This is a genomic window from Bacillus sp. Marseille-P3661, from assembly GCF_900240995.1.
Classification (GTDB): Bacteria; Bacillota; Bacilli; order Bacillales; family Bacillaceae_J; genus OESV01.
Genome location: NZ_LT965953.1, coordinates 1,153,482 through 1,175,912 on the forward strand (window position 1 = coordinate 1,153,482; position 22,431 = coordinate 1,175,912).

At 35.7% G+C, this 22,431-nt stretch carries 23 protein-coding genes; 19 read left to right on the top strand and 4 right to left on the bottom strand.

Annotated elements, in window-relative coordinates; all coding sequences use genetic code 11:
* Positions 1–96: 96 nt before the first annotated feature.
* The 3 genes from C1724_RS05370 to C1724_RS05380 all read left to right on the top strand — a co-directional run bounded on the left by C1724_RS05370 (position 97) and on the right by C1724_RS05380 (position 2,933).
* Complete coding sequence (locus tag C1724_RS05370; protein ID WP_102345682.1) at positions 97–1,287, top strand: acetyl-CoA C-acetyltransferase; 1,191 nt, start codon at positions 97–99, stop codon at positions 1,285–1,287.
* A 101-nt stretch (positions 1,288–1,388) separates the two neighbouring features.
* A complete protein-coding gene (locus C1724_RS05375) occupies positions 1,389–1,649 on the top strand; it encodes a DUF3886 domain-containing protein (protein ID WP_102345683.1) in 261 nt (86 codons plus the stop codon).
* A gap of 93 nt (positions 1,650–1,742) precedes the next feature.
* The gene (locus tag C1724_RS05380) at positions 1,743–2,933 is read left to right on the top strand and encodes a M14 family metallopeptidase (RefSeq protein ID WP_102345684.1); all 1,191 of its coding nucleotides are present in this window, start codon (positions 1,743–1,745) and stop codon (positions 2,931–2,933) included.
* 48 nt (positions 2,934–2,981) lie between these two features.
* On the opposite strand, the gene C1724_RS05385 is transcribed toward C1724_RS05380, so the two are convergent.
* The 3 genes from C1724_RS05385 to mciZ form a co-directional block, all read right to left on the bottom strand.
* Positions 2,982–3,902, bottom strand: coding sequence for an aldo/keto reductase (locus C1724_RS05385; protein ID WP_102345685.1), 921 nt, complete (start codon positions 3,900–3,902; stop codon positions 2,982–2,984).
* A gap of 73 nt (positions 3,903–3,975) precedes the next feature.
* Entirely contained in the window at positions 3,976–4,131 is a 156-nt protein-coding gene (locus C1724_RS25445; protein WP_180994125.1) for a hypothetical protein, read from the bottom strand.
* Between the two features lie 73 nt (positions 4,132–4,204).
* Positions 4,205–4,465, bottom strand: coding sequence for a Z-ring formation inhibitor MciZ (gene mciZ / locus C1724_RS05390; protein ID WP_102345686.1), 261 nt, complete (start codon positions 4,463–4,465; stop codon positions 4,205–4,207).
* Positions 4,466–4,567: 102 nt separating this feature from the next.
* Between mciZ and C1724_RS05395 the strand changes: the two genes are divergently transcribed.
* From C1724_RS05395 to C1724_RS05420, 6 genes are all read left to right on the top strand, one after another.
* Entirely contained in the window at positions 4,568–5,122 is a 555-nt protein-coding gene (locus C1724_RS05395) for an NUDIX hydrolase (RefSeq protein ID WP_102345687.1), read from the top strand.
* The gene (locus C1724_RS05400) at positions 5,119–6,315 is read left to right on the top strand and encodes an endonuclease Q family protein (protein WP_102345688.1); all 1,197 of its coding nucleotides are present in this window, start codon (positions 5,119–5,121) and stop codon (positions 6,313–6,315) included. Before C1724_RS05395 ends, C1724_RS05400 begins: the two co-directional genes overlap by 4 nt.
* 184 nt (positions 6,316–6,499) lie before the next feature.
* On the top strand, positions 6,500–7,141 hold the full coding sequence (gene spoIIM / locus C1724_RS05405) for a stage II sporulation protein M (protein ID WP_102345689.1): 642 nt from the start codon (positions 6,500–6,502) through the stop codon (positions 7,139–7,141).
* 98 nt (positions 7,142–7,239) lie between these two features.
* Positions 7,240–7,704: a ferric iron uptake transcriptional regulator gene (gene fur, locus C1724_RS05410; RefSeq protein ID WP_102345690.1), complete on the top strand. Its 465-nt coding sequence runs from the start codon at positions 7,240–7,242 to the stop codon at positions 7,702–7,704.
* A 165-nt stretch (positions 7,705–7,869) separates the two neighbouring features.
* A complete protein-coding gene (locus C1724_RS05415; protein WP_102345691.1) occupies positions 7,870–10,020 on the top strand; it encodes a peptidoglycan D,D-transpeptidase FtsI family protein in 2,151 nt (716 codons plus the stop codon).
* Positions 10,021–10,518: 498 nt separating this feature from the next.
* Complete coding sequence (locus C1724_RS05420; RefSeq protein WP_102345692.1) at positions 10,519–11,907, top strand: glycine--tRNA ligase; 1,389 nt, start codon at positions 10,519–10,521, stop codon at positions 11,905–11,907.
* 109 nt (positions 11,908–12,016) lie between these two features.
* Here the strand turns inward: C1724_RS05420 and C1724_RS05425 are convergent, their stop codons facing one another.
* Positions 12,017–13,369 carry a hypothetical protein gene (locus tag C1724_RS05425; RefSeq protein WP_102345693.1) on the bottom strand — a complete coding sequence of 451 codons (1,353 nt, stop codon included), beginning with the start codon at positions 13,367–13,369 and terminating at the stop codon, positions 12,017–12,019.
* A 232-nt stretch (positions 13,370–13,601) separates the two neighbouring features.
* Between C1724_RS05425 and C1724_RS05430 the strand changes: the two genes are divergently transcribed.
* The 10 genes from C1724_RS05430 (at position 13,602) to C1724_RS05475 (ending at position 22,430) form a co-directional block, all read left to right on the top strand.
* Positions 13,602–13,829: a YqzK family protein gene (locus C1724_RS05430; protein WP_102345694.1), complete on the top strand. Its 228-nt coding sequence runs from the start codon at positions 13,602–13,604 to the stop codon at positions 13,827–13,829.
* Positions 13,830–13,879: 50 nt separating this feature from the next.
* Positions 13,880–14,770 carry a site-specific tyrosine recombinase XerD gene (xerD, locus tag C1724_RS05435; RefSeq protein WP_102345695.1) on the top strand — a complete coding sequence of 297 codons (891 nt, stop codon included), beginning with the start codon at positions 13,880–13,882 and terminating at the stop codon, positions 14,768–14,770.
* Between the two features lie 138 nt (positions 14,771–14,908).
* The gene (deoB, locus tag C1724_RS05440) at positions 14,909–16,093 is read left to right on the top strand and encodes a phosphopentomutase (RefSeq protein WP_102345696.1); all 1,185 of its coding nucleotides are present in this window, start codon (positions 14,909–14,911) and stop codon (positions 16,091–16,093) included.
* Between the two features lie 16 nt (positions 16,094–16,109).
* Entirely contained in the window at positions 16,110–16,928 is an 819-nt protein-coding gene (locus tag C1724_RS05445) for a purine-nucleoside phosphorylase (RefSeq protein WP_102345697.1), read from the top strand.
* Positions 16,929–17,037: 109 nt separating this feature from the next.
* Positions 17,038–18,339 (top strand): pyrimidine-nucleoside phosphorylase, encoded by a 1,302-nt coding sequence (locus C1724_RS05450; RefSeq protein WP_102345698.1) that lies wholly within the window; start codon positions 17,038–17,040, stop codon positions 18,337–18,339.
* A 460-nt stretch (positions 18,340–18,799) separates the two neighbouring features.
* Positions 18,800–19,966, top strand: a complete 1,167-nt coding sequence (locus C1724_RS05455) for a D-alanyl-D-alanine carboxypeptidase family protein (RefSeq protein WP_102345699.1) — start codon at positions 18,800–18,802, stop codon at positions 19,964–19,966.
* Between the two features lie 105 nt (positions 19,967–20,071).
* Positions 20,072–20,422, top strand: coding sequence for an anti-sigma F factor antagonist (spoIIAA, locus tag C1724_RS05460; RefSeq protein WP_102345700.1), 351 nt, complete (start codon positions 20,072–20,074; stop codon positions 20,420–20,422).
* Positions 20,423–20,863 (top strand): anti-sigma F factor, encoded by a 441-nt coding sequence (gene spoIIAB / locus C1724_RS05465; RefSeq protein ID WP_102345701.1) that lies wholly within the window; start codon positions 20,423–20,425, stop codon positions 20,861–20,863.
* Positions 20,864–20,875: 12 nt separating this feature from the next.
* A complete protein-coding gene (gene sigF, locus C1724_RS05470) occupies positions 20,876–21,631 on the top strand; it encodes an RNA polymerase sporulation sigma factor SigF (protein ID WP_102345702.1) in 756 nt (251 codons plus the stop codon).
* Between the two features lie 175 nt (positions 21,632–21,806).
* On the top strand, positions 21,807–22,430 hold the full coding sequence (locus tag C1724_RS05475; RefSeq protein ID WP_102345703.1) for a stage V sporulation protein AA: 624 nt from the start codon (positions 21,807–21,809) through the stop codon (positions 22,428–22,430).
* Position 22,431 lies beyond the last annotated feature (1 nt).

A 22,431-nucleotide genomic window follows, 5' to 3' on the forward strand; every position in this document is an offset into this window, starting at 1 on the left:
TGAATTAGTTAAAAATATTTTTTGTGAAAAAAAGGAAATTTAATGCCATATCCCGAATTTCTTAGGTGTTATTAATTACTAGGGGGAAATCAGGGTATGAAATTAAAAGAGGCTGTAATTGTAAGTGCTGTTAGAACTGGAATTGGAAGTTTTGGAGGTAGTTTGAAAAGTATTTCAGCACCTCAACTCGGAGCAATTGTTATTGCTGAGGCAATAAAACGTGCGGATATACAAGCGGGTCAAGTTGATGAAGTTATTATGGGGAATGTGCTACAAGCGGGGTTAGGACAAAACCCAGCAAGACAAGCAGCGTTGCTAGCAAATTTACCGCAGGAAGTTCCTGCAATGACTATTAACAAAGTATGTGGTTCAGGTTTGAAAGCTGTCCATTTGGCGGCACAGGCCATTATGGTTGGGGGTGCAGATGTAATTGTAGCTGGTGGTATGGAAAATATGAGTCAAGCGCCATACTTATTAAAGAACGCTCGTGACGGATTCCGCATGGGAGATCAGAAGGTTGTTGATAGCATGATCAATGACGGCTTATGGTGTGCAACTAATAATTACCATATGGGAATGACAGCTGAAAATCTTTGTGAAAAATATGGTATTACGCGTGAAGAACAAGATGCATTTGCTGCACAAAGTCAAGAAAGAGCAGCGGCTGCAATTAGTGCAGGCAAATTTAAAGATGAAATTGTGCCAGTAGAAATTCCGCAACGTAAAGGTGATCCGATCGTATTCGATACAGATGAATATGTAAAAGCAGGTACTACGGTTGATACGCTTGCTAATTTACGTCCAGCCTTTAAAAAAGATGGAACTGTAACAGCAGGAAATGCATCAGGAATTAATGACGGTGCTGCAGCTTTTGTAGTAATGAGTCGTGAGAAAGCAGAGAGTTTAGGACTTAAGCCTCTAGTTTTTATTCGCGGAAATGCAAATGCTGGGGTTGATCCAAGTATTATGGGGATTGGTCCTGTTCAAGCAGTTAAAAATGCTCTAGAAAAAACAGGTCTGTCGTTAGATGAAATTAATTTAATTGAAGCAAATGAAGCGTTTGCTGCTCAATCACTTGCGGTGGATCGTGAACTTAATTTTAATAAAGAAATTTTAAATGTAAATGGCGGTGCGATTGCATTAGGACATCCAATTGGAGCAAGTGGTGCGAGAATTTTGGTATCACTTATTCATGAATTAAAGCGAAGAGGTGACCGTTACGGGCTTGCGACATTATGTATTGGCGGCGGCCAAGGCGTAGCAACAATTATTGAAAACGAAGAGTAATATTATAGCTTGAATGTTTCTATTTATTTTGTAGATTAAGCTAATCATCAATTTCATACATAGAGTCATCTCGTGCTATAATTTTGATAGAGGTGATAATGATGGCAAAAAAGAAACCGCAAAATAATAGAAACAATAAGAAACAATCAAAACAAGAAGACAAAATAAGTGTTCTTGATCATTTAGATCAAAATGTGTTTGCAAAATTAAAAGAAAAGCAAAAGGAATTAAAATCTGAAGAACTAAGAATCCAAGAGGAAGAGGAACAACGAAAGCGAGAAGAACGCAGACTTCGTGAGAAAAATAAGTCGTTTGAAGAACTTTTAAGTGAAAGTGAATTAGATTGGAAAAAATTCAAGTAGTTTATTTAGATTACAAGGTCATCTTTAGGACTCCCTCATCATAAAATTTGTAATGAGTGTCATCATTTCAAATTTGGAGGGAGTTATTTTTTTATGGAAATAACCGTCAGACAGGGGGACTCATATTGGTATTATAGTCAACTGTTCCGAATCCCCCTTCGCTTAATTATAGATTCAAATCCAAATGTTCAACCGAACCAGTTATATATAGGTCAACGAATTAAAATACCAGGGTTTGTTACTACAAATTATCAAATAAGATCCGGTGATACGCTATGGCAGATCGCCGTTAATCGTGGTTTAGCGCTTGACGCGTTGTTTTTGGTTAACCCAAATCTAAATCCACAGCGGCTTCAGATCGGTCAAGTAATTAGAGTTCCATTAAGGATAACGTGGAGACTTGTAAACGGTAATCAGAATTACGATTATACATTGATGATGGATGATTTAGCTCGATTGAAAAATGTGTATCCGTTTTTGAGAATACCTGGGATCGGAAATAGCGTTTTGTCACGCACTATTCCAGAAGTTAACATAGGTAATGGAAATAAGAAAGTGCATTATAATGCTTCTTTTCATGCGAATGAATGGATTACAACCCCCGTTGTCATGACATTTATCAACGATTACTTATTAGCCCTCACAAACCAAACGTCTATTCGTGGTTTGTATATGGCGCCATATTATGATCAGGTTTCTTTATCAATTGTTCCGATGGTAAATCCGGATGGTGTTGAGCTAGTACTAAATGGGCCGCCACAACAAGAACCTTGGAGAAGTCGAGTTGTTGAAATTAATAATGGCAGTAGAGACTTTTCTGGATGGAAGGCAAATATTCGCGGCGTTGATTTGAATAACCAATATCCTGCGAAGTGGGAGATTGAGAAAGAACGGAAAGAACAACAACCAGCTCCACGGGATTATCCTGGAGAAAGCCCATTATCCGAACCAGAATCAATTGCGATGGCTGATTTAACAAGAAGAAAGAATTTTCATCGTGTATTAGCGTTCCACACTCAAGGTGAGGTGATCTATTGGGGATTTGAAAATCTTGAGCCGCCTGAGGCACGAACGATCGTTGAGGAATTTGCACGAGTTAGTGGCTACCGAGCAGTACAAACTGTAGATAGCTATGCCGGTTATAAAGACTGGTTTATCCAGGAATGGAGAAGGCCAGGTTATACTGTAGAATTAGGCACCGGAGTTAACCCACTACCAATTTCCCAATTCGGAGAAATCTATGAAGAAACGTTAGGAATATTCTTAGCCGGATTATATATGTAATTAAACTAACACAAACGTGCAAAAATTAGTTTTTGCACGTTTAAGAATTTATCGATGTTGAGTATACCTTGTGTTTTTAGTGATGCTCTGAAGAGTCTTGTATTGATGCTCTGATAGCTCGTTCAGCGTAACAGCGTTAATATTTTCAGTTAATTGTTCCAAACGACTTGCACCAGGGATAATGGTTGCTACAGTAGAATTGTATAAAGGGTACTGTAGTCCCATACTAGTAATCGTTTGGGGAGGGTGAGTTAGTTCTCTAATTTTTTTATTAATATCTACAATTTCATCGTAAGTATAATCAAGATATCCCTTTTGAATAATCTTATCCGTTGTCTTTTCAGCTAACTGTTCAGTTAGTAAGCCTTTTGCCAAAGGTCCACGTGCAATAACGCTAATGTTATTTTCTTTTAGTAGGGTGAAAAATTCTTCAGGGCGTCGGTCCAGCAAACTATACTGCATCATGACGCTCACCGCATTAGACTTTTTTATGAATTCTTTAATTACATTGGGCCTAATCGATGAAATTCCATAGTAGCGGATAAGTCCCTCTTTTTTTAGTTCTTCAAATGCTGCAATCGTTTCATCAATTGAATCTTCAATTGTTCCACCATGCAATTGGTACAAGTCAATATAATCTGTATGTAGACGACGAAGACTTTCCTTAACCGCTGCTTTTATATACTCTCTAGAAGGATCCCAGTACCAGCCATTTTTATCTTCATTCCATCTATTGCCGACCTTCGTTGCAATAATTACATCATTGCGACGATCTTTAATGGCTTTACCAACTATTTCTTCATTTAGACCGTAGTCATAGAGATCAGCCGTATCTAAAAAATTTACTCCCCTTTTCAGAGCCTCATGGATAATTGAAATGCCCTTTGTAACGTTTGAACTAAGTGACATACAACCGAGCCCTATTTCGCTAACGTATAAATCGGACGAACCTAACCGATTTTTTTTCATAGTTGTCCCCCTAACGGTAGTAAGTAAAAAAGGTGCTTTATAGACAGCACCTAACTTATGTTCTTAGTATATATTAATCAGAGTCTAGTTGTCTTTTTTCATGTTTTAACATGTTAGTATGCTCCGTCGGTGGTGTAACCTCTGTCGAGAACTCCACACTTCTTATTCGATCTTCAAAAAATTCTTTTCTTTCGCTTATAGGTACTTTTTCGTTAGAATCTTTTTTCATAATTTAGTCTCCCTAGTACGTATTGTTATGAATCAAGGCTTTAAGCTATAAGGAAGGACTAAAAAATCATTCCTTACATACGTTTATTGTTTGATGGAAATAGTAAATAATAATTGGTGAGTTTTGGTACTTTTTGTTTTGACATAATAATCGTAAAGGAATTCATATCATGTGTTAGTGCGCAAGGAGATTTCTTAGTTGTCTTTTGATTATTATACGAAAGGAATTCGTGAACCGTCTCATGTTGATTGTTATACTCTCGTAGCTTTGCGATTATATCTTTAGCTTTACCAACCATCTTCAATCCATTTTCCTGAACATATACTTTTAACATATCTAAAAACCTCCTATGGGCCTGTTAATTACTAGATTAATGAATCGTATGATAGACTTTATGATAGAAACAGATCAAATAGAACAGAGGTGCATAAAAAAAATGGATCATTTAAAAGAAAATACTATATCATCGAAATCGATCTATAAAGGTAGAGTTATCGATATTTATTTAGAGGAAGTAGAATTACCAAATGGAAGTACAAGTACTAGAGAAATTGTTAAACATCCTGGAGCAGTAGCGATTATAGCCCTTACTTCTGAAGGGAAACTAGTTCTAGTACGTCAATTTAGAAAACCGCTAGAACAGGTCATATATGAAATTCCTGCTGGAAAACTAGAGCCGGGTGAAGAACCAAATGAATGTGCAAAAAGGGAACTTGAAGAAGAAACAGGATATACATCGGAATCTATTAAAGCAATTCAATCCTTTTATACCTCACCCGGATTTGCTGATGAATTAGTACATATATTTTATACCGACCAACTAAAAAAGCTTGATAACTCTAGAGGTTTGGATGATGATGAGTTTTTAGATTTAATAGAAGTGTCAATTGAAGAGGCAGTGAAATTAATTGAAGATAAAAAAATATATGATGCAAAAACAGTTTATGCAGTCCAATATCTTCAATTAAAAAAATGTCAGGGGATATTATGAACAATTATTACGTAGACCTACACATTCACATTGGACGAACGAAATCAGGTCGCCCTGTTAAAATTACAGGATCGAAATCGTTGACTTTGGAAAATATACTGTATGAAGCATCTTTTATTAAAGGTATGGATATGGTGGGAGTTATCGACTGTCATGTTCCTGAAGTTTTGCAGGAGCTCATGGAGTTAATAGATTCGGGGAAGGTGCAGGTTGAATCTGGTGGTGGCTTGCGCTTTTCAAATGTTACTCTCATCTTAGGTTCGGAAATTGAAATAAATGACCAACAATGTAATGGCCCGTTACATGTGTTAGCTTACATGCCAACCGTTGAAAAAATGCAACATTTTAGTGATTGGTTATCAAAACGTATGAAAAATATAACGTTAAGTACACAGCGTTTATATGAAACCGGAATGAATCTACAAAAAAAAGTAAAAGAGTGTTCAGGGTTGTTTATACCTGCGCATGTATTTACTCCACATAAAAGTTTATATGGTAGTGGAGTGCAGCAGTCATTAACAGAGGTGTTTGATCCTTCAAATATAGATGGAATAGAGTTGGGGCTTAGTTCAAATACCGAAATGGCTGATCAAATAACAGAATTGCATTCATATACTTTTGTATCTAATTCCGATGCGCATTCACTTGGAAAAATAGCAAGGGAATATCAAATTATGAAGATGGAACATCCGTCATTTGACGAGTTGAAGTCAGTTCTCCATCAAAAAGGTGATCGGAGAATTGTTGCAAATTATGGGCTAGATCCGCGCTTAGGAAAATATCATCGAACAACATGCGAAAAATGCTTTACACGAATGGACAACGAAGAAAACTGTCCTCATTGTGGGCATCATCGAGTTGTAAAAGGGGTATATGAAAGGTTACAGGAAATAAAAGCCGGCAACAAGCAGCTTGAGGTTTCTCATAAGCCTGAACGCCCACCTTATGTACATCAAGTACCATTAGACTTTATTCCGAAACTAGGTCCAAAAACATTAGAAAAGTTACGAGACCATTTCGGTACAGATATGAATATTATCCATAACGTTCCAGAGCAGCAGTTAAAACAAATTGTCCCAAGCATTGTTGCAGATATGATTTTATTAGCAAGAGCAGGAAGAATATCAATGACATCGGGTGGGGGTGGACGTTACGGTAAAGTAGTGATTAATTCAGATCCCGAAAATAAATAGAAGAGTTCTTATTGATTAAAATTGTTTGCAGAAAGAGAGTCATAGATTCAATTAATCCTCATAGAATAAAAATAAAAGATTTGCTAGTAGAAATTATGTACTGTTGGTAAGGTGTAACTTCCCAAATTGCCACAGTATAAAACCACTACAAGTACTTGTGTTTTTATTGAGGAGGATATGTTGCATGAATCGTCAAATAAAATCTTCTGTCATTATTCATCTACGGGAGAATTCTTCTATTTATTTATTTACTACAGTACTATTTTTAATTGGGGTTATTTTTGGTGCAATTATCGTTAACAGCCTTAACTTTTTACAAAAAGAAGACCTATATTACTACTTAAGTCGTTTTTTTGGACAAGTGTCAAATGGCGAGTTTGCAAATTCAGCTCTCATGTTTAAACAAAGCTTTATGCACTATGCAAAATATGTCGGGCTTATGTGGATTTTAGGATTATCAATTATTGGCTTACCTATTATATTGATATTGTTGTTCTTAAAAGGGGTTGTTGTTGGATTTACAGTTGGATTTTTAGTAAATCAAATTGGGTGGTATGGTTTCCTATTATCCTTTGTATCGGTAATGCCACAAAATATTATCTTAGTCCCTGCTTTTATATTTCTAGGAGCAGCAGCGATAACATTCTCATTGAAGATGATTCGGCAACAATTTGTGAAAAAGGTAAATGATCCGATTTTCCCGCATTTCGTACGATATTCTTTATTAATGTCTGGTATACTATTGATAATAGGCCTAGCGTCTATGTTTGAAGCATATGTTTCTCCTACTTTAATGAAAAGTGTGGTTGAGATGATATATAATTAGAATAATTATTACCATTAATTTAGTATTATTCTAATTTGACACCTTTTTCGATTATGATTTATAATAGTAGAGGATAATTGAGGGAGGGACTCTTTACAATGGAGAAACGAATAGAAAGAATAAAGAAACAGCTACATTCTCAGAGCTATAAATTAACACCACAACGAGAAGCTACAGTTCGAGTACTCTTAGAACATGAAGAGGATCATCTAAGTGCTGAAGATGTTTATCTCCTTGTAAAAGAAAAGTCTCCTGAAATAGGGCTTGCAACAGTTTACCGCACGTTAGAATTGTTAACAGAATTGAAAATTGTTGATAAAATAAATTTTGGCGATGGAGTTTCGCGTTATGATTTACGGAAGGAAGGAGCTGCACATTTTCATCACCATTTAGTTTGTATGGAGTGTGGAGCAGTTGATGAAATTCAGGAAGACTTACTTGGTGAAGTAGAAAAGATTGTTGAAAGAGATTGGGATTTTAAGATAAGAGATCATCGCTTAACATTCCATGGTATTTGCCGTCGTTGTTCCCATAAAGATCAGGAAACAAATGATAAAGCATAATGAATTTATAAAATGATTTATATATAGTAAACGACCTTCCTCAAGTTTATAGAGGAAGGTCGTTCTTTTCTAGAAGTACCAAGATACACATGTTATAATTGTTCTAATAAATTGCAGTTATAAATTAATGTTGACCAATGTATGAAAGAGGGGGGATGGATAGAAATGGTTGCCCACGATAATTCAAAAAAGAAAAAAAAATCACATATATCATTCCGCTTAAACTTTTTATTCTTTGCAGTCTTTTTATTATTTTCTGTAGTGATATTAAGATTAGGTGTTGTACAGATTGTGAATGGAGAAGAATATAAGCGTGAACTTGAGCGAACAGAAAACATAATTGTTAAAAATCCAGTACCGCGTGGAAAAATTTATGACCGGAAGGCAAGGACAATCGTAGATAATGCACCAGTTAATGCGATTGTATATTCTCGATTACCTGGGACATCACAAGAAGAGCGGCTCGATGTAGCAACCAAATTGGCTCAATATATTGACATGCCTATTGATGATATTTCAGATCAACATGAGCGGGATTTGAAAGATTATTGGATCATTAAGTTTCCAGAAAAAGCAAAAGAAAAATATACAGACGAAGAGCTTAAAAACTTAACAGATAGTGAGCTTTATGCACTACAGCTAGAACGGATAACAAAAGAAGATTTAGCTGTTTTTACACCAGACGAGTTGGAAGTATTTAAAATTAAGCGCGAATTGGACCGCGGTTATGATCTAACTTTGAACATTGTAAAAAACAATGTACCACAAGAAGAATTTGCTGTTGTAAGTGAACACTTAAGTGAACTCCCAGGTATTGATATCATGACAAATTGGGATCGCTTATATCTTTTTGGCTCAACATTCCAATCTATTTTAGGTAATGTTTCCAATGGCTTGCCTGCAGAGAAGATGGATTATTATTTAGCTCGAGGTTATAATCGAAACGATAGAATTGGTTCTAGCTACATTGAAGAGCAATATGAAGATGTATTAAAAGGGACAAAGGAAGAAGTAAGATATCTAACAAATAAATCAGGGAAAGTAATTGAGTCTGAAACAGAAGTCGTATCAACGGGGCAAAGAGGTCAGGATCTAGTTTTAACAATAGATATGGAGCTTCAACAGCGGGTTGAAAAGATTATCGAAGAAGAATTAATGAGCGCAAAAAGAACGGGAAACAATTATTTATTAGACCGTGCTTTTGTTGTCATGATGAATCCCAAAACTGGTGAAGTTTTATCGCTAGCAGGTAAAATGTTAAATGATAAAGGTGAATTATTAGACTATGCAATTGGTACAATGACCAGCCAATACGAGATGGGATCTGCAGTTAAAGGCGCAACGATATTAACTGGTTATGAAACAGGTGCGATTCAACCTGGAACATATTTAGTCGATGAACCTTTGAGGATAAAAGGGACCCCATTAACAGGCTCGTACCAAAGAATGGGGAGAATTAACGACCTAACTGCATTGAGGAAGTCTTCGAACGTATATATGTTTAAGACGACCATAAATATGGCAAATGCAGTCTATCGGCCAAATGAGACACTGAATATTCAGCCTGAATATTTCGATACAATGAGATATTATTTTAGTCAATTTGGGTTAGGTGTTAAAACAGGCATCGATTTACCAAACGAGTCTAGTGGTATCGTAGGTAAAGAATTTACGCCAGGTTTACTACTATTTTTAAGCATTGGACAGTACGATGGCTATACACCGCTGCAAATGGCTCAGTATGTTTCGACAATTGCGAATGGCGGGTACCGGATGAAACCGTTAATTGTCAAAGAAATTAGACAACCTAGCAATGAACTAGAATTAGGTAATGTACAATATCAATTTAATCCACAGGTTTTAAATCGCATTGATATGAAAGATGAATATATAAAACGTGTTCAAGAAGGATTTCGTCAGGTGTACCAAGAGCCTGGCGGAACAGCATACACCTATTTTCATGACGCAACATATAATCCTGCTGGTAAAACAGGAACAGCACAAAGTCGTTACTATGGGCCTAAACGGGAATATTATGGAAAAAACACTTATAATTTAACCTTAGTTGGATACGCACCGTTTGATAATCCGGAAGTAGCCTTTTCAGTTGTAGTGCCTTGGGTGGGTACGGATAAGCATGCGATTAATAAATACATTGGCCGTCGCATTATGGATGCCTATTTTGAATTGAAAACAACAAAAACAGAAACAACTCAAATTCAAACTAATCCACAAACTCAACCACCGGTCGATCCACAAGCAGAACAGCAAGAAGGATTAATTGAAGGGAATATGGGTATACCTAATGGTCAATAAAAAATTAGAAAGGGCTTGCAGCCCTTTCTAATTTTTATGTAACATAGTTTATTGCAGACGTAGTCAAATTCTGTTCAGCTTTTTAGGATCTTTTAATCGAAAGATAAAGATACTTATTAAATAGCGTGGACATGCTTGACGTCTTATTTTTAAACTGATATGATAACTTCAAATTAATATTAAACGTTGAAGGATAAATAGTAGCTGAAGAATTTCTTTCCAAGCGAACTAGGGAGGGTGCGAGCCTAGTAAGAAACTCAGTGAAACGGCAATCTGGAGTTTGTTGATAAAGTGGGTACATAATGGTTCTAGCGGGTTAAGACTTCCATCTTAACTGCCCCTTAATGTATCAACTAGGGTGGAACCGCGGGATTAAAACTCTCGTCCCTAGGCTAAATTGCAGCCTAGGGATGAGAGTTTTTTTATATTATCAGTATTTAGGTGATAGTATAAAGTGGGTTCTCTAAATAACTTTAAACTTAAGGAGTGACACTAGGAATGTCAGTAGAAAAAACAATGGAACAAATTGTAGCAACCGCTAAACACCGTGGGTTTGTTTTCCCAGGCTCCGAAATATACGGTGGACTAGCTAATACATGGGATTATGGTCCACTAGGTACTGAACTAAAAAATAATATTAAGCGAGCTTGGTGGCAAAAATTTGTACAGGCTTCTCCATATAATGTCGGTTTAGATGCGGCGATTTTAATGAATCCTCGAACGTGGGAAGCATCTGGTCATATTGGAAACTTTAATGACCCGATGATTGATTGTAAAAGCTGTAAAGCAAGACATCGTGCAGATAAATTAATTGAGAATGCTTTAGATGAAAAAGGCATTGAAATGGTGGTTGATGGTTTACCATTTGAAAAAATGGAAGAACTTATTAAAGAGCATGACATTGCTTGCCCAGATTGCGGCAGTAAAGAATTTACATCAATTCGTCAGTTTAACTTAATGTTTAAAACACATCAAGGAGTTACCGAATCAAGTGCGAATGAAATCTTTCTTCGTCCAGAAACTGCCCAAGGGATTTTTGTGAATTTTAAAAATGTGCAACGAACAATGCGAAAAAAACTTCCATTTGGAATTGCTCAAATAGGGAAAAGTTTTCGTAATGAAATTACACCAGGTAACTTTACCTTCAGAACGCGTGAATTTGAACAAATGGAGCTTGAGTTTTTCTGTAAACCTGGTGAAGAATTAAAGTGGCATGATTTTTGGCAACAATTCTGTGAAAACTGGTTGCTGTCTTTAGGAATGACTAAGGAAAATATTCGTTTACGTGAACATTCAGAGGATGAACTTTCACATTATAGTAATGCAACAACAGACATTGAGTATAAATTCCCGTTTGGTTGGGGCGAACTTTGGGGTGTTGCCTCACGTACCGATTATGATTTAAAACAGCATATGGAATTTTCAGGCGAGGATTTTAATTATCATGATCAAGAAACAAATGAGAAGTTCATTCCATATTGTATTGAACCATCCTTAGGTGCAGACCGAGTTACGCTTGCATTTTTAATTGATGCTTTTGCTGAAGAAGAGTTAGAAGATGGCACTTCACGTTCTGTTATGCACTTCCATCCTGCTCTTGCACCATTTAAAGCAGCAATTTTACCACTTTCTAAAAAGCTGTCTGATGATGCACGTGCAATATTCGAAGACTTGGCTAAGTATTTTATGGTTGACTTTGATGAGTCTGGCTCTATCGGAAAAAGATACCGTCGTCATGATGAAATTGGGACACCATTCTGTATTACATATGATTTTGATTCTAAAGAAGATCAAATGGTAACAGTCCGTGACCGTGATACAATGGAGCAACAAAGACTTTCAATTAGCGAACTAAAAGCATTTTTAGAATCTAAGATTGTTTTTTAAAATAATATAAAGGTGCAGTATTCTTCGAGAAGAACAATTGCACATAGCTAAAAAGACCAAATCCTATATGTTTGGTCTTTTTAGTCTTTCAATATTATTTGTTAACTTATCAAAATATATAAAGTGTTACTAAGGCAGTTAAACTCCCAATGGTGCTAAATAATAAAGCATATCTTATATTCCAAAGAGAAATACGATATGGATTAACTTGCAGTAGAGTCCCCATTAGTGATACGGAGACATTATACGGCCCAGCCATTACCGTGGATAAACCTGAAGTAATAAGGACTATTGCTAAACTAACAGGGCTAATTATTTCGGTAGGTATGCCTTCAAGAATAACAGCTAATAGGCTTATCGTAACTAAAGGATGAAAACCAATCATAGCAAAGCCTAAAAATAAGAATTGAATCGTAAAAAATAATGCAATTGGAATATTAGATAATAACTCAATTGGTTTCTGAACATAAGCTAAATAACCGGTATAGCTTAATGTAGTTGTGAAAAAACCAACGGAAATAAATAATACGATATAACTATTTAACCCTAACGTCCTTGCTTTCCACATCGGGATTGTATATTTAATATAAGATTTAAACCGTTTAATTGAGAGTGCCCATATTAAAGAGTATGGAAGGATCACGATAGAAACTGTTGCCAAAAAACCAAGATTTAAGTATTTATTTGCAAAGATAATAACTGTAATAAACGCAATTAGATAAATAATAAGCTGGATGATTTTTCGATAGATTTTAGAATCAATTTGAATAATTTGATTGCTCTGATCATCTAATTTATATTCATTAAAGCGTTGTCCAGAAAACCAATCAATCATTAACAGTGTAAACGCACAAAACAATAACCAAGGTAAGATTTCTAAATAAGTGGTTTCAGTTGTTTCAATACTAATGGCCACCAAAATCTCCATGGGGCTCCAAATTAGACACAAAGCATAGCCCCGCAGTAAAGAACTAGAAATAAATTTATTTCTTAGCTTAATTGGATAATCTTTTAGATTTTTTTTCAGTACCGAATCAATTAGTGGTATGGTAGCTAAATTAAGGATTGAACCTAATAAAAAACTTACAAGTGAGCTTCGAAAATAAAGTTCACTAAGAGATTTCACGCGACTATTTAATAGCTTATTAACATTACGATCATATCGACCAATAATTATTACGCTATTAATAAATGGCAGAACAAATAAAATAGCAAGCATAGTTATTGTTGAAGTCATAAATAGTGGTATACGCATAAGGCTAATGTCTTTTAATACAAAGAATACCAATCCAATTACCATAAAGATAATCGAAATAATTCTGAATAATTTATAAGAATTTTTAAAGGAAAAAATCCATGATAGGATGGCTAGTATTCCAATCCCATATTGTAAATAAAATGAATCATAAAAAAGTGAACTAAAATAAGCTAAAAAAAGGATACAGTATAGCATCAATAACATAGCTCGGAACTCCAATTCTTTTAATAGGATTATTCAAAAACAGCTATTTTAAAAAGAGCTTTTAGAATACCTATAAACCATATCATAATAAAGAATTATATAAAACTATGAAACTTTTAAATTTCAATCTAGTTTACAAATTCCAATAAATTAGATAACTTTAAGGTAATAATGTATAAAATTTCTTGTTCTTGACATATCTTTAAATATAGAGATGTTGGAGGAATGAGAAATGAGCTCTTTTATTAAGGTTGTTTTTGATACAGTAAAGGTCTTCGTTCTTTTTACTGGTTGTACTTTGATTTTTTATTATGGGATATTATGGATTAACGAGGAATATGAACAATATCATCGCTACGATGAGCCGCAGGGTGGCGCTTTGAAAGTATCTGGTGAAGTATATGTTCAGAAGGAATCTTGGGTAGATCGACTCATTTATTTTTATCAAAATGGAGAATAGTAAACTCTTATTAACATTTATATTGCTTATTTCGGACAAGGAGTCATAAAATGGACGGTCATATTGAATCTTTTTTTCATTATTTAAAGGAAGAACGGGGATTATCAAATAATACGATTGAATCGTATCGAAGAGATTTAACTCAATATGTAAATTATTTGAAAGAAATTGAACATAAAACTTCAATTAACGATGTAGTAAAATTTCACGTCATCAATTATCTGTCTTTTTTAAAAGAAAAAGGACGAGCTACAACGACGATATCAAGGAATATTTCTTCAATTCGGGCATTGCATCAATTTTTACTTCGTGAAAAAGTCACAAGTCATGATCCAACAGTTCAGGTGAATACACCAAAAGTTAAGCGAAAGTTACCGCAAGTTCTAACGATAGAGGAAGTGGATCAACTACTGAATGCTACTAAAAGTACGGATTTTTTTAGTATTCGTGATAAAGCCATGCTTGAATTATTATACGCAACAGGGATTCGAGTAACAGAGCTTATTTCATTAAATATTGAAGATGTACATTTAAATATGGGCTATGTTCGCTGTAATGGAAAAGGGAATAAAGAGCGAATTATTCCTTTAGGCAGAATGGCAAGTGAGGCTTTAACCCTATATCTTGAAACAGCTAGACAGGAACTAGTCAAAGAAGATATGCTTAATGCTTTGTTTGTAAATCATCATGGAAAAAGATTAACAAGACAAGGTTTTTGGAAAATTCTAAAACGTTTGGCTAAGGTGGCTGGTATTAGTTCTGAATTAACTCCACATACCTTAAGGCACTCGTTCGCAATACATCTCTTGCAAAATGGTGCGGATTTAAAATCCGTTCAGGAAATGTTAGGGCATGTGAATATTGCATCAACTGAAATTTATACCTCGGTTACAAATACTAGATTAACAGATATATATAAAAGTTTTCATCCGCGTGCATAATTATATAGGTATTATTCATCATCGTTAGAAACCAATAAGGTCTGACATCAGACGAATATTAAAAAATCGTTATTATAAGTATATGAAGGGAATAGTAATCATAGGTCGACTGTAAAGTTTAGGAGGTTTTGAAAGTATATGAATAAACGCAAACGCTTTAAACGAGTTTTTCTAATTGTAATGGATTCTGTTGGTATCGGTGAGTCACCTGATGCAGAGCAATTCGGTGATAAAGGGGCGGATACGCTTGGACATATCGCAGAACATATGAATGGTTTAACCATGCCTAATATGGCAAAGCTTGGCCTAAGTAATATCAGAGAAATTAAAGGCATTTCAAAAGCTGAACAACCTCTAGCCCATTTTACAAAGATGCAGGAAGCATCTGTTGGGAAAGACACAATGACTGGGCATTGGGAGCTTATGGGTCTGTATATTGATAAACCATTTAGAACTTTCCCTGAAGGATTTCCAAGAGAATTAATTGCTGAAATAGAAAAGCAAACGGGCAGAAAAGTAATAGGAAATAAGCCAGCATCAGGTACAGAAATTTTAGTTGAACTTGGTGAGCAGCATATGCAAACCGGAGATATTATTGTATATACCTCTGCAGACTCAGTATTGCAAATTGCTGCACATGAGGAAATTGTTCCATTAGACGAGTTATATAAAATTTGTGAAATAGCTCGGAAGTTGACATTAGATGAGAAGTACATGGTTGGAAGAATTATTGCTCGTCCATTCATAGGAACCCCAGGTAAATTTGAACGAACTTCTAATCGTCATGACTATGCGTTAAAGCCTTTTGCTCGTACGGTTATGAACGAATTAAAAGATAATAATCTTGATGTTATTGCTGTTGGTAAAATTTCTGATATTTTTGATGGTGAAGGTGTAACAAAATCATTAAGAACTGTATCCAATATGGACGGAATGGATCGTTTAATGGATACATTTGCGATGGATTTTGAGGGCTTAAGTTTTTTAAATTTGGTAGATTTTGACGCTAAGTATGGACACAGACGTGATCCAAAGGGGTATGGTATTGCCTTACAGGAATTTGACCAACGATTAACTGAGGTACTTGCAGCAATGAAAGAGGATGACCTATTGATGATTACAGCCGATCATGGAAATGATCCCGTTCATCATGGTACTGATCATACTAGAGAGTTTGTGCCTTTACTTGTATACCATAACGAAATTGAAGTTGGAGAGCAATTACCAGTATGTAAAACTTTTGCAGATGTTGGTGCAACTATAGCTGATATTTTTCAAGTAAAGAAACCTGAATTTGGTAGCAGTTTCTTAGATAGGCTATAACACGAGGTGAGAAACAGTGAACGTACAACATATTAAAATAGCGGCAGAATATGTTCAAACTAAAATTAAGAACAATCCCCCTACAATTGGTTTAATATTGGGTTCAGGGTTAGGTGTACTAGCTGATGAAATCGACGATCCAGTTAAGATTCCATATCGTGACATCCCGAACTTTCCACTTTCTACAGTTGAAGGGCATAAAGGGCAATTAGTAATCGGTAAATTGCAAGGGATACAAGTTATTGCAATGCAAGGTCGTTTTCATTTTTATGAAGGATACTCACTTGAAAAAGTAACGTTCCCTGTACGGGTAATGAAAGCTATTGGTGTTAAAACATTAATTGTGACTAATGCTGCAGGTGGTATAAATACTGATTTTAAGCCAGGAGATTTAATGATTATTAGCGATCATATTAATAATATGGGACAAAACCCGTTAATAGGTCATAATGAAGCGGCATTGGGAGTGCGATTTCCAGATATGTCTTCAGCATATGATTGGGAGTTGCAGCAAAAGGTCAAAAAGGTGGGTGAATCCTTGGGCATTGCTTTAAAAGAAGGAGTATATATTGCCAATACTGGACCCAGCTATGAAACACCTGCAGAAGTTCGGATGTTACGAAATCTAGGGGGAGATGCAGTAGGAATGTCTACGGTTCCGGAGGTAATTGTAGCACGGCATTCTGGTCTAAAAGTGTTAGGGATTTCTTGTATTTCAAACATGGCCGCTGGCATTTTAGATCAACCACTTACACACGAGGAAGTAATGGAAACAACGGAGTTAGTAAAAGAGCAGTTTCTAACATTAATAAAAGAAACAGTCAAGGTAATATAAATGCAATTAAGGCCTATAAAAAATATGTTAAAGAAGTTAGCGAAGGTACATAGGTTAAATAAGAATCAGCAACAATATAAAATATTTTGGGGATTAAGGAGTTATCGAAATGAGAATGGTCGACTTGATTCAAAAAAAACGGGATGGAAAAGAACTAAACCAAGAGGAAATTCGCTACATAATTGAAGGGTATACGGCTGGGACTATTCCTGATTATCAAATGAGCGCTTTAGCAATGGCTATCTATTTTGAAGATATGACTGAAAATGAGCGAGCAGAATTAACAATGGCAATCGTTGATTCTGGGGATAAAATTGACTTATCTGCAATTGAAGGGATCAAAGTCGATAAGCACTCGACAGGAGGTGTCGGTGATACGACAACATTGGTGTTAGCACCATTGGTGGCCGCAGTCGGTGTCCCGGTTGCTAAAATGTCAGGTCGTGGGTTAGGACATACTGGTGGAACGATTGATAAATTAGAATCTGTACCAGGGTTTCATGTTGAAATAAGTAATCAGCAGTTCATAGAGCTAGTCAATAAAAATAAAATCGCGGTTATTGGGCAAAGTGGTAATTTAACACCGGCAGATAAAAAGTTATATGGACTTAGGGATGTGACAGCGACTGTCAATTCTATCCCACTTATAGCTAGCTCAATTATGAGTAAAAAAATCGCTGCAGGAGCAGATGCCATTTTACTTGATGTAAAAACGGGTTCTGGGGCATTTATGAAAGAAAGAGAGTCTGCAAAGGAACTTGCGACAGCTATGGTTGAGATTGGGAAAAAAGTAGGGCGGAAAACGATGGCTGTCATTTCTGATATGAGTCAACCGCTTGGCTTGGCAATTGGAAACGCTTTAGAAGTAAAAGAAGCTATTGATACATTGAAAGGTAAAGGTCCGAAAGATTTGGAGGAACTATGTCTCGAACTTGGCAGCCGTATGGTGTATTTAGCAGAGAAAGCAAATTCGCTTGACGAGGCAAGAGAATTACTGCAACAAGCAATCCAAACAGGTGCTGCATTGGAAAAATTTAAAACATTTATTGCCGCTCAAGGGGGAGACCCATCCATTACCGAGGATACGCAAAAACTTCCTCTAGCCAAGTTTAAAATTGATTTAAAAGCGGAGAAAACTGGAACAGTGTCAACAATTATTGCAGATCAGGTAGGAATTGCAGCAATGTTATTAGGTGCAGGAAGAGCAACCAAGGAAGACAGAATTGATTTAGCCGTTGGACTATTATTAAGAAAAAAAATTGGCGACGAAGTAAAAAAAGGTGAATCTCTTGTTACCATTTATAGCAATTACGAAAATGTTGATAAGGTTAAAGAACTCCTTACCAATAGCTATACAATAACCGCTGAAAAGGTCAAAGCTCCACCATTAATTTATGGTAGTATTTCATAATCAAGCAGATGGACAACCCAAATTGGGTTGTCCGTTTTTTTTGTTTTAAAGAATTGATAGTTAATAATTTTGTCCATATCTTTTCACCTCCCTCGGGTTCACCTAATGCCAAAGGACGTGGCAATATTAGCCGGTGCTCCCTGTCCGAATAAGAGCTAGGATGGCGATGAGTTTACCTTTTCTTGCAGGATGTTGCTGCTCTTAGGCAAGATTTAATGCACTTACGCTTTTCTTAATTAAAAAGTTTATAGCCAAAGATTAAATAAACGGAAAAAATGGTATAAAACAGAAATAATTGGAAAAAATGTCGAGTATGAACTTTACCTTACTGTCTCTTAAAAAATAATAAGAGTTAGATGAGACGCATCGTAATTGGCCAAAGTGCAAATTCCGTGTTTTTCTAATGCGATTCTTTAATGATAGGTGACAGTTGGATGAGAAATGAATGGAGGGAGATTTTATGTTTCGTTTATTAAAAGTAGTTTTTAGCTTTATACTCCTGTTTACTATGTTTGTGGGTACAGGATTCGCAGAAGAATCAAAAGTCCAGCTAGCTGAAAATGCTTCTTCAGCCATTTTAATTGAGAGAGATACAGGAACTGTTCTTTATGAAAAAGCTGCAGATGAAAAACTGCCACCTGCAAGTATGACCAAAATTATGACGATGTTGCTTATTATGGAAGCGCTTGATCAAGGTAAAATAAAATTAGAGGACAAAGTAAGGACCAGTGAATATGCAGCGTCAATGGGTGGATCTCAAATCTTCCTTGAACCGGGAGAAGAAATGACTGTCGATGAAATGTTAAAGGGCATCGCAATTGCTTCTGGAAATGATGCATCTGTTGCTATGGCTGAACATCTAGCTGGATCTGCTGATGAGTTCATTAGAATGATGAATGATAAAGCAAAAGAGCTAGGATTAAAAAATACTAGTTTTAAAAATTCTACAGGATTACCTGCTGAAGAACATTATAGTACTGCTAGAGATATGGCTCTTATTGCAAAAGAACTGTTGAAATACGACCGTATTACCAACTACACAAGTCTTTATGAAGACTATTTACGGCAGGATAGTGAAAAGAAATTTTGGCTTGTTAATACAAATCGATTAGTGAAATTTTATCCGGGTGTTGACGGACTTAAAACTGGTTACACAAGTGAAGCAAAGTATTGTTTAACAGCGACTGCAAAGAAAAATGGAATGCGTGTCATTGCTGTTGTTATGGGGGCACCTACCCCTAAAGATCGAAATGCGCAAATAACGAAAATGTTAGATTATGGTTTTAGTCAATATCAAACACACCCAATGTATGAGCGAAATCAAGCGTTAACAAAAGTACAGGTTTCAAAAGGCCAACTAAGTAAACTTGATGCAGTGACCTCTGAACCTATTTCTATTTTAACCAAAAAGGGTGAGAGCATTGACGATATTGAACAGGAAATTGAAATTAATAAAGATATCAAGGCACCGATTGCTAAAGGTGATGAATTAGGAGTCCTTATCCTAAAAAAAGGCGATAAAGTTCTTGTAGAAAGCCCGTTATTGGCTGCAGAAGAAGTATCTGCTGCATCATGGTGGAATTTGTTTAAACGAACAATTGGACAATTCGCTAAATACTCAAACTGATGAAGAATTTTAACGAATAAACACTAGTTTTGTCATGTAGCAGGAATTTGCAAAAACGATATAGAAATGACTCACTTAAGACTATCAATGAGGAGGAAATGAAAAGTGAGTCTGAACATCCATTTAGAGACTAAAAATAATGTGCTGCTCATCCGACTAACAGGAGAACTTGACCACCACACCGCAGAGGAATTACGAACAAAAGTAACAAATGCTATAGAAAAGAATAAGATCGTTCATATAGTTTTAAATTTAGAAGAGTTAACCTTTATGGATAGCTCTGGGCTTGGTGTCATCTTAGGCCGCTATAAACAAATCCAAAGCCAAGGTGGAGAGATGCTTGTTTGTTCTATCTCACCAGCTGTTAAAAGGCTTTTTGAAATGTCTGGGTTATTTAAAATCATTCGTTTGGTAGATGATGAGAAATATGCTCTAGAAACATTGGGGGTGGCCTAAGTGAAGAATAGTATGGAATTAAAATTTTCAGCATTAAGCCAAAATGAATCTTTTGCACGTGTAACTGTTGCAGCATTTATTGCACAATTAGATCCAACTTTGGACGAGTTAACCGAGATTAAAACAGTTGTTTCGGAAGCAGTTACAAATGCAATTATTCATGGTTATGAAAATGATCCAAATGGAGAGGTATATATTGCAGTTACACTAGATGAAGGAGCAGTTCATATAACCATTAAAGATCAAGGTATTGGTATTACTAATTTAGATGAAGCTAGACAGCCTTTATATACGACAAAACCAGAACTAGAACGGTCAGGGATGGGTTTCACAATTATGGAAAACTTTATGGATGAAATGGTTATTGAATCTCAATTTAATAATGGTACAACCATTCATTTAACCAAATATCTAGCAAAAAGCAAAGCTTTGTGTAATTAAGGAGATTTGCCAATGGATGTGGAGGTCAAAAAGCAAAAAGAAGAAACGTATTTAAAGGATCATGAGGTAAAAGATCTAATTCGTAAAAGCCAAGATGGAGATCAAGCTGCTCGTGACTTAATAGTTCAAAAAAACATGCGTCTCGTTTGGTCGGTTGTCCAACGGTTTATTAACCGTGGTTATGAACCAGATGACCTATTTCAAATTGGTTGTATTGGTCTTCTTAAGTCTGTTGATAAATTTGATTTATCATATGATGTTAAATTTTCAACATATGCCGTCCCGATGATTATTGGTGAAATTCAACGTTTTATCAGGGATGACGGAACTGTTAAAGTAAGTCGTTCATTGAAAGAAACAGGAAATAAAATTAGAAAGTTAAAAGATGAATTAACAAAAAAACTTGGACGAACTCCCACTGTTGTAGAAATAGCGGAAGAGTTGGAAATTTCACCCGAGGATGTTGTACTTGCACAAGAGGCAAGCCGTACCCCATCTTCTATTCATGAAACAGTATATGAAAATGATGGGGATCCAATTACTCTTCTTGACCAAATTGCTGATCATTCTGAAACAAGATGGTTTGATAAAATTGCTCTTCAAGAGGCGATTAGAGATTTAGATGAACGAGAACGGTTGATTGTTTATTTACGATATTATAAAGATCAAACACAGTCTGAGGTAGCAGGCAGGTTAGGTATATCCCAAGTTCAAGTCTCCCGACTAGAAAAGAAAATCCTGCAACAAATGAAAGATCATATGGGTTAATGGTAAAACACGTAATTTTCTTAAGTAAAGAAATTACGTGTTTTTTTATTGTTAAAACTTTGACTTGTGGTTCCTTTATTCCATTTATTGGTTGGTTCTTATTCGCATGAGGAGACAGTGCCATAACCATACTAGATGTACAAGGATTTGGTTTGAGTAATGCGAGGTGTAGTAAATGGAAGAAGTTGTCTATATCCGAATGCGTCAACGTGTACAGGCTCCTCCGGATTCTTTAGTAAAGCTTGGTGATTTAGCACAAATCGTTACATCTGAACAATTAAAGAAAGAAATATCTGCATTGCCAATCCATTTAATCTGTAAAAGTGATCAAAATATAGTTGTTATTGATGTTATGAGAGTAATACAAGCTATTCAAAACTATAATGAATCAATAGATGTCCAGTCAATAGGTCCAACGCAGTCAATTGTAGAAGTTATGTATAAACCAAGACAGTTTACAATTGGATTACTTGCATCTGTATGGATATTGCTTTTTATCGGTGCTGGTATGACCATTATGAACTTTCATGAAGATGTTTCCATGCAGGAGGTACATCAAGAACTATACTACATTATAACTGGTACGAAAGTAGAAAAACCTCTGCTTTTACAAATTCCATATTCATTAGGCTTAGGAATAGGAATGATTCTTTTTTTTAATCATTTATTCCGAAAACGACTTAATGAAGAGCCGAGTCCGTTAGAAGTAGAAATGTTTAAGTACCAGATGGACCTTGATCAATATGTAATGATCAAAGAAAACAAAGAAAGTATGAAAAAAATTGAGCCCGACCGTTGAA

Excerpts from the sequence above, each read along its gene's own strand:
- C1724_RS05370 (WP_102345682.1), top strand. The coding sequence starts at position 97 with ATGAAATTAAAAGAGGCTGTAATTGTAAGTGCTGTTAGAACTGGAATT.
- C1724_RS05375 (WP_102345683.1), top strand. The coding sequence starts at position 1,389 with ATGGCAAAAAAGAAACCGCAAAATAATAGAAACAATAAGAAACAATCA.
- C1724_RS05380 (WP_102345684.1), top strand. The coding sequence starts at position 1,743 with ATGGAAATAACCGTCAGACAGGGGGACTCATATTGGTATTATAGTCAA.
- C1724_RS05385 (WP_102345685.1), bottom strand. The coding sequence starts at position 3,902 with ATGAAAAAAAATCGGTTAGGTTCGTCCGATTTATACGTTAGCGAAATA.
- C1724_RS25445 (WP_180994125.1), bottom strand. The coding sequence starts at position 4,131 with ATGAAAAAAGATTCTAACGAAAAAGTACCTATAAGCGAAAGAAAAGAA.
- mciZ (WP_102345686.1), bottom strand. The coding sequence starts at position 4,465 with ATGTTAAAAGTATATGTTCAGGAAAATGGATTGAAGATGGTTGGTAAA.
- C1724_RS05395 (WP_102345687.1), top strand. The coding sequence starts at position 4,568 with ATGGATCATTTAAAAGAAAATACTATATCATCGAAATCGATCTATAAA.
- C1724_RS05400 (WP_102345688.1), top strand. The coding sequence starts at position 5,119 with ATGAACAATTATTACGTAGACCTACACATTCACATTGGACGAACGAAA.
- spoIIM (WP_102345689.1), top strand. The coding sequence starts at position 6,500 with ATGAATCGTCAAATAAAATCTTCTGTCATTATTCATCTACGGGAGAAT.
- fur (WP_102345690.1), top strand. The coding sequence starts at position 7,240 with ATGGAGAAACGAATAGAAAGAATAAAGAAACAGCTACATTCTCAGAGC.
- C1724_RS05415 (WP_102345691.1), top strand. The coding sequence starts at position 7,870 with ATGGTTGCCCACGATAATTCAAAAAAGAAAAAAAAATCACATATATCA.
- C1724_RS05420 (WP_102345692.1), top strand. The coding sequence starts at position 10,519 with ATGTCAGTAGAAAAAACAATGGAACAAATTGTAGCAACCGCTAAACAC.
- C1724_RS05425 (WP_102345693.1), bottom strand. The coding sequence starts at position 13,369 with ATGTTATTGATGCTATACTGTATCCTTTTTTTAGCTTATTTTAGTTCA.
- C1724_RS05430 (WP_102345694.1), top strand. The coding sequence starts at position 13,602 with ATGAGCTCTTTTATTAAGGTTGTTTTTGATACAGTAAAGGTCTTCGTT.
- xerD (WP_102345695.1), top strand. The coding sequence starts at position 13,880 with ATGGACGGTCATATTGAATCTTTTTTTCATTATTTAAAGGAAGAACGG.
- deoB (WP_102345696.1), top strand. The coding sequence starts at position 14,909 with ATGAATAAACGCAAACGCTTTAAACGAGTTTTTCTAATTGTAATGGAT.
- C1724_RS05450 (WP_102345698.1), top strand. The coding sequence starts at position 17,038 with ATGAGAATGGTCGACTTGATTCAAAAAAAACGGGATGGAAAAGAACTA.
- C1724_RS05455 (WP_102345699.1), top strand. The coding sequence starts at position 18,800 with ATGTTTCGTTTATTAAAAGTAGTTTTTAGCTTTATACTCCTGTTTACT.
- sigF (WP_102345702.1), top strand. The coding sequence starts at position 20,876 with ATGGATGTGGAGGTCAAAAAGCAAAAAGAAGAAACGTATTTAAAGGAT.
- C1724_RS05475 (WP_102345703.1), top strand. The coding sequence starts at position 21,807 with ATGGAAGAAGTTGTCTATATCCGAATGCGTCAACGTGTACAGGCTCCT.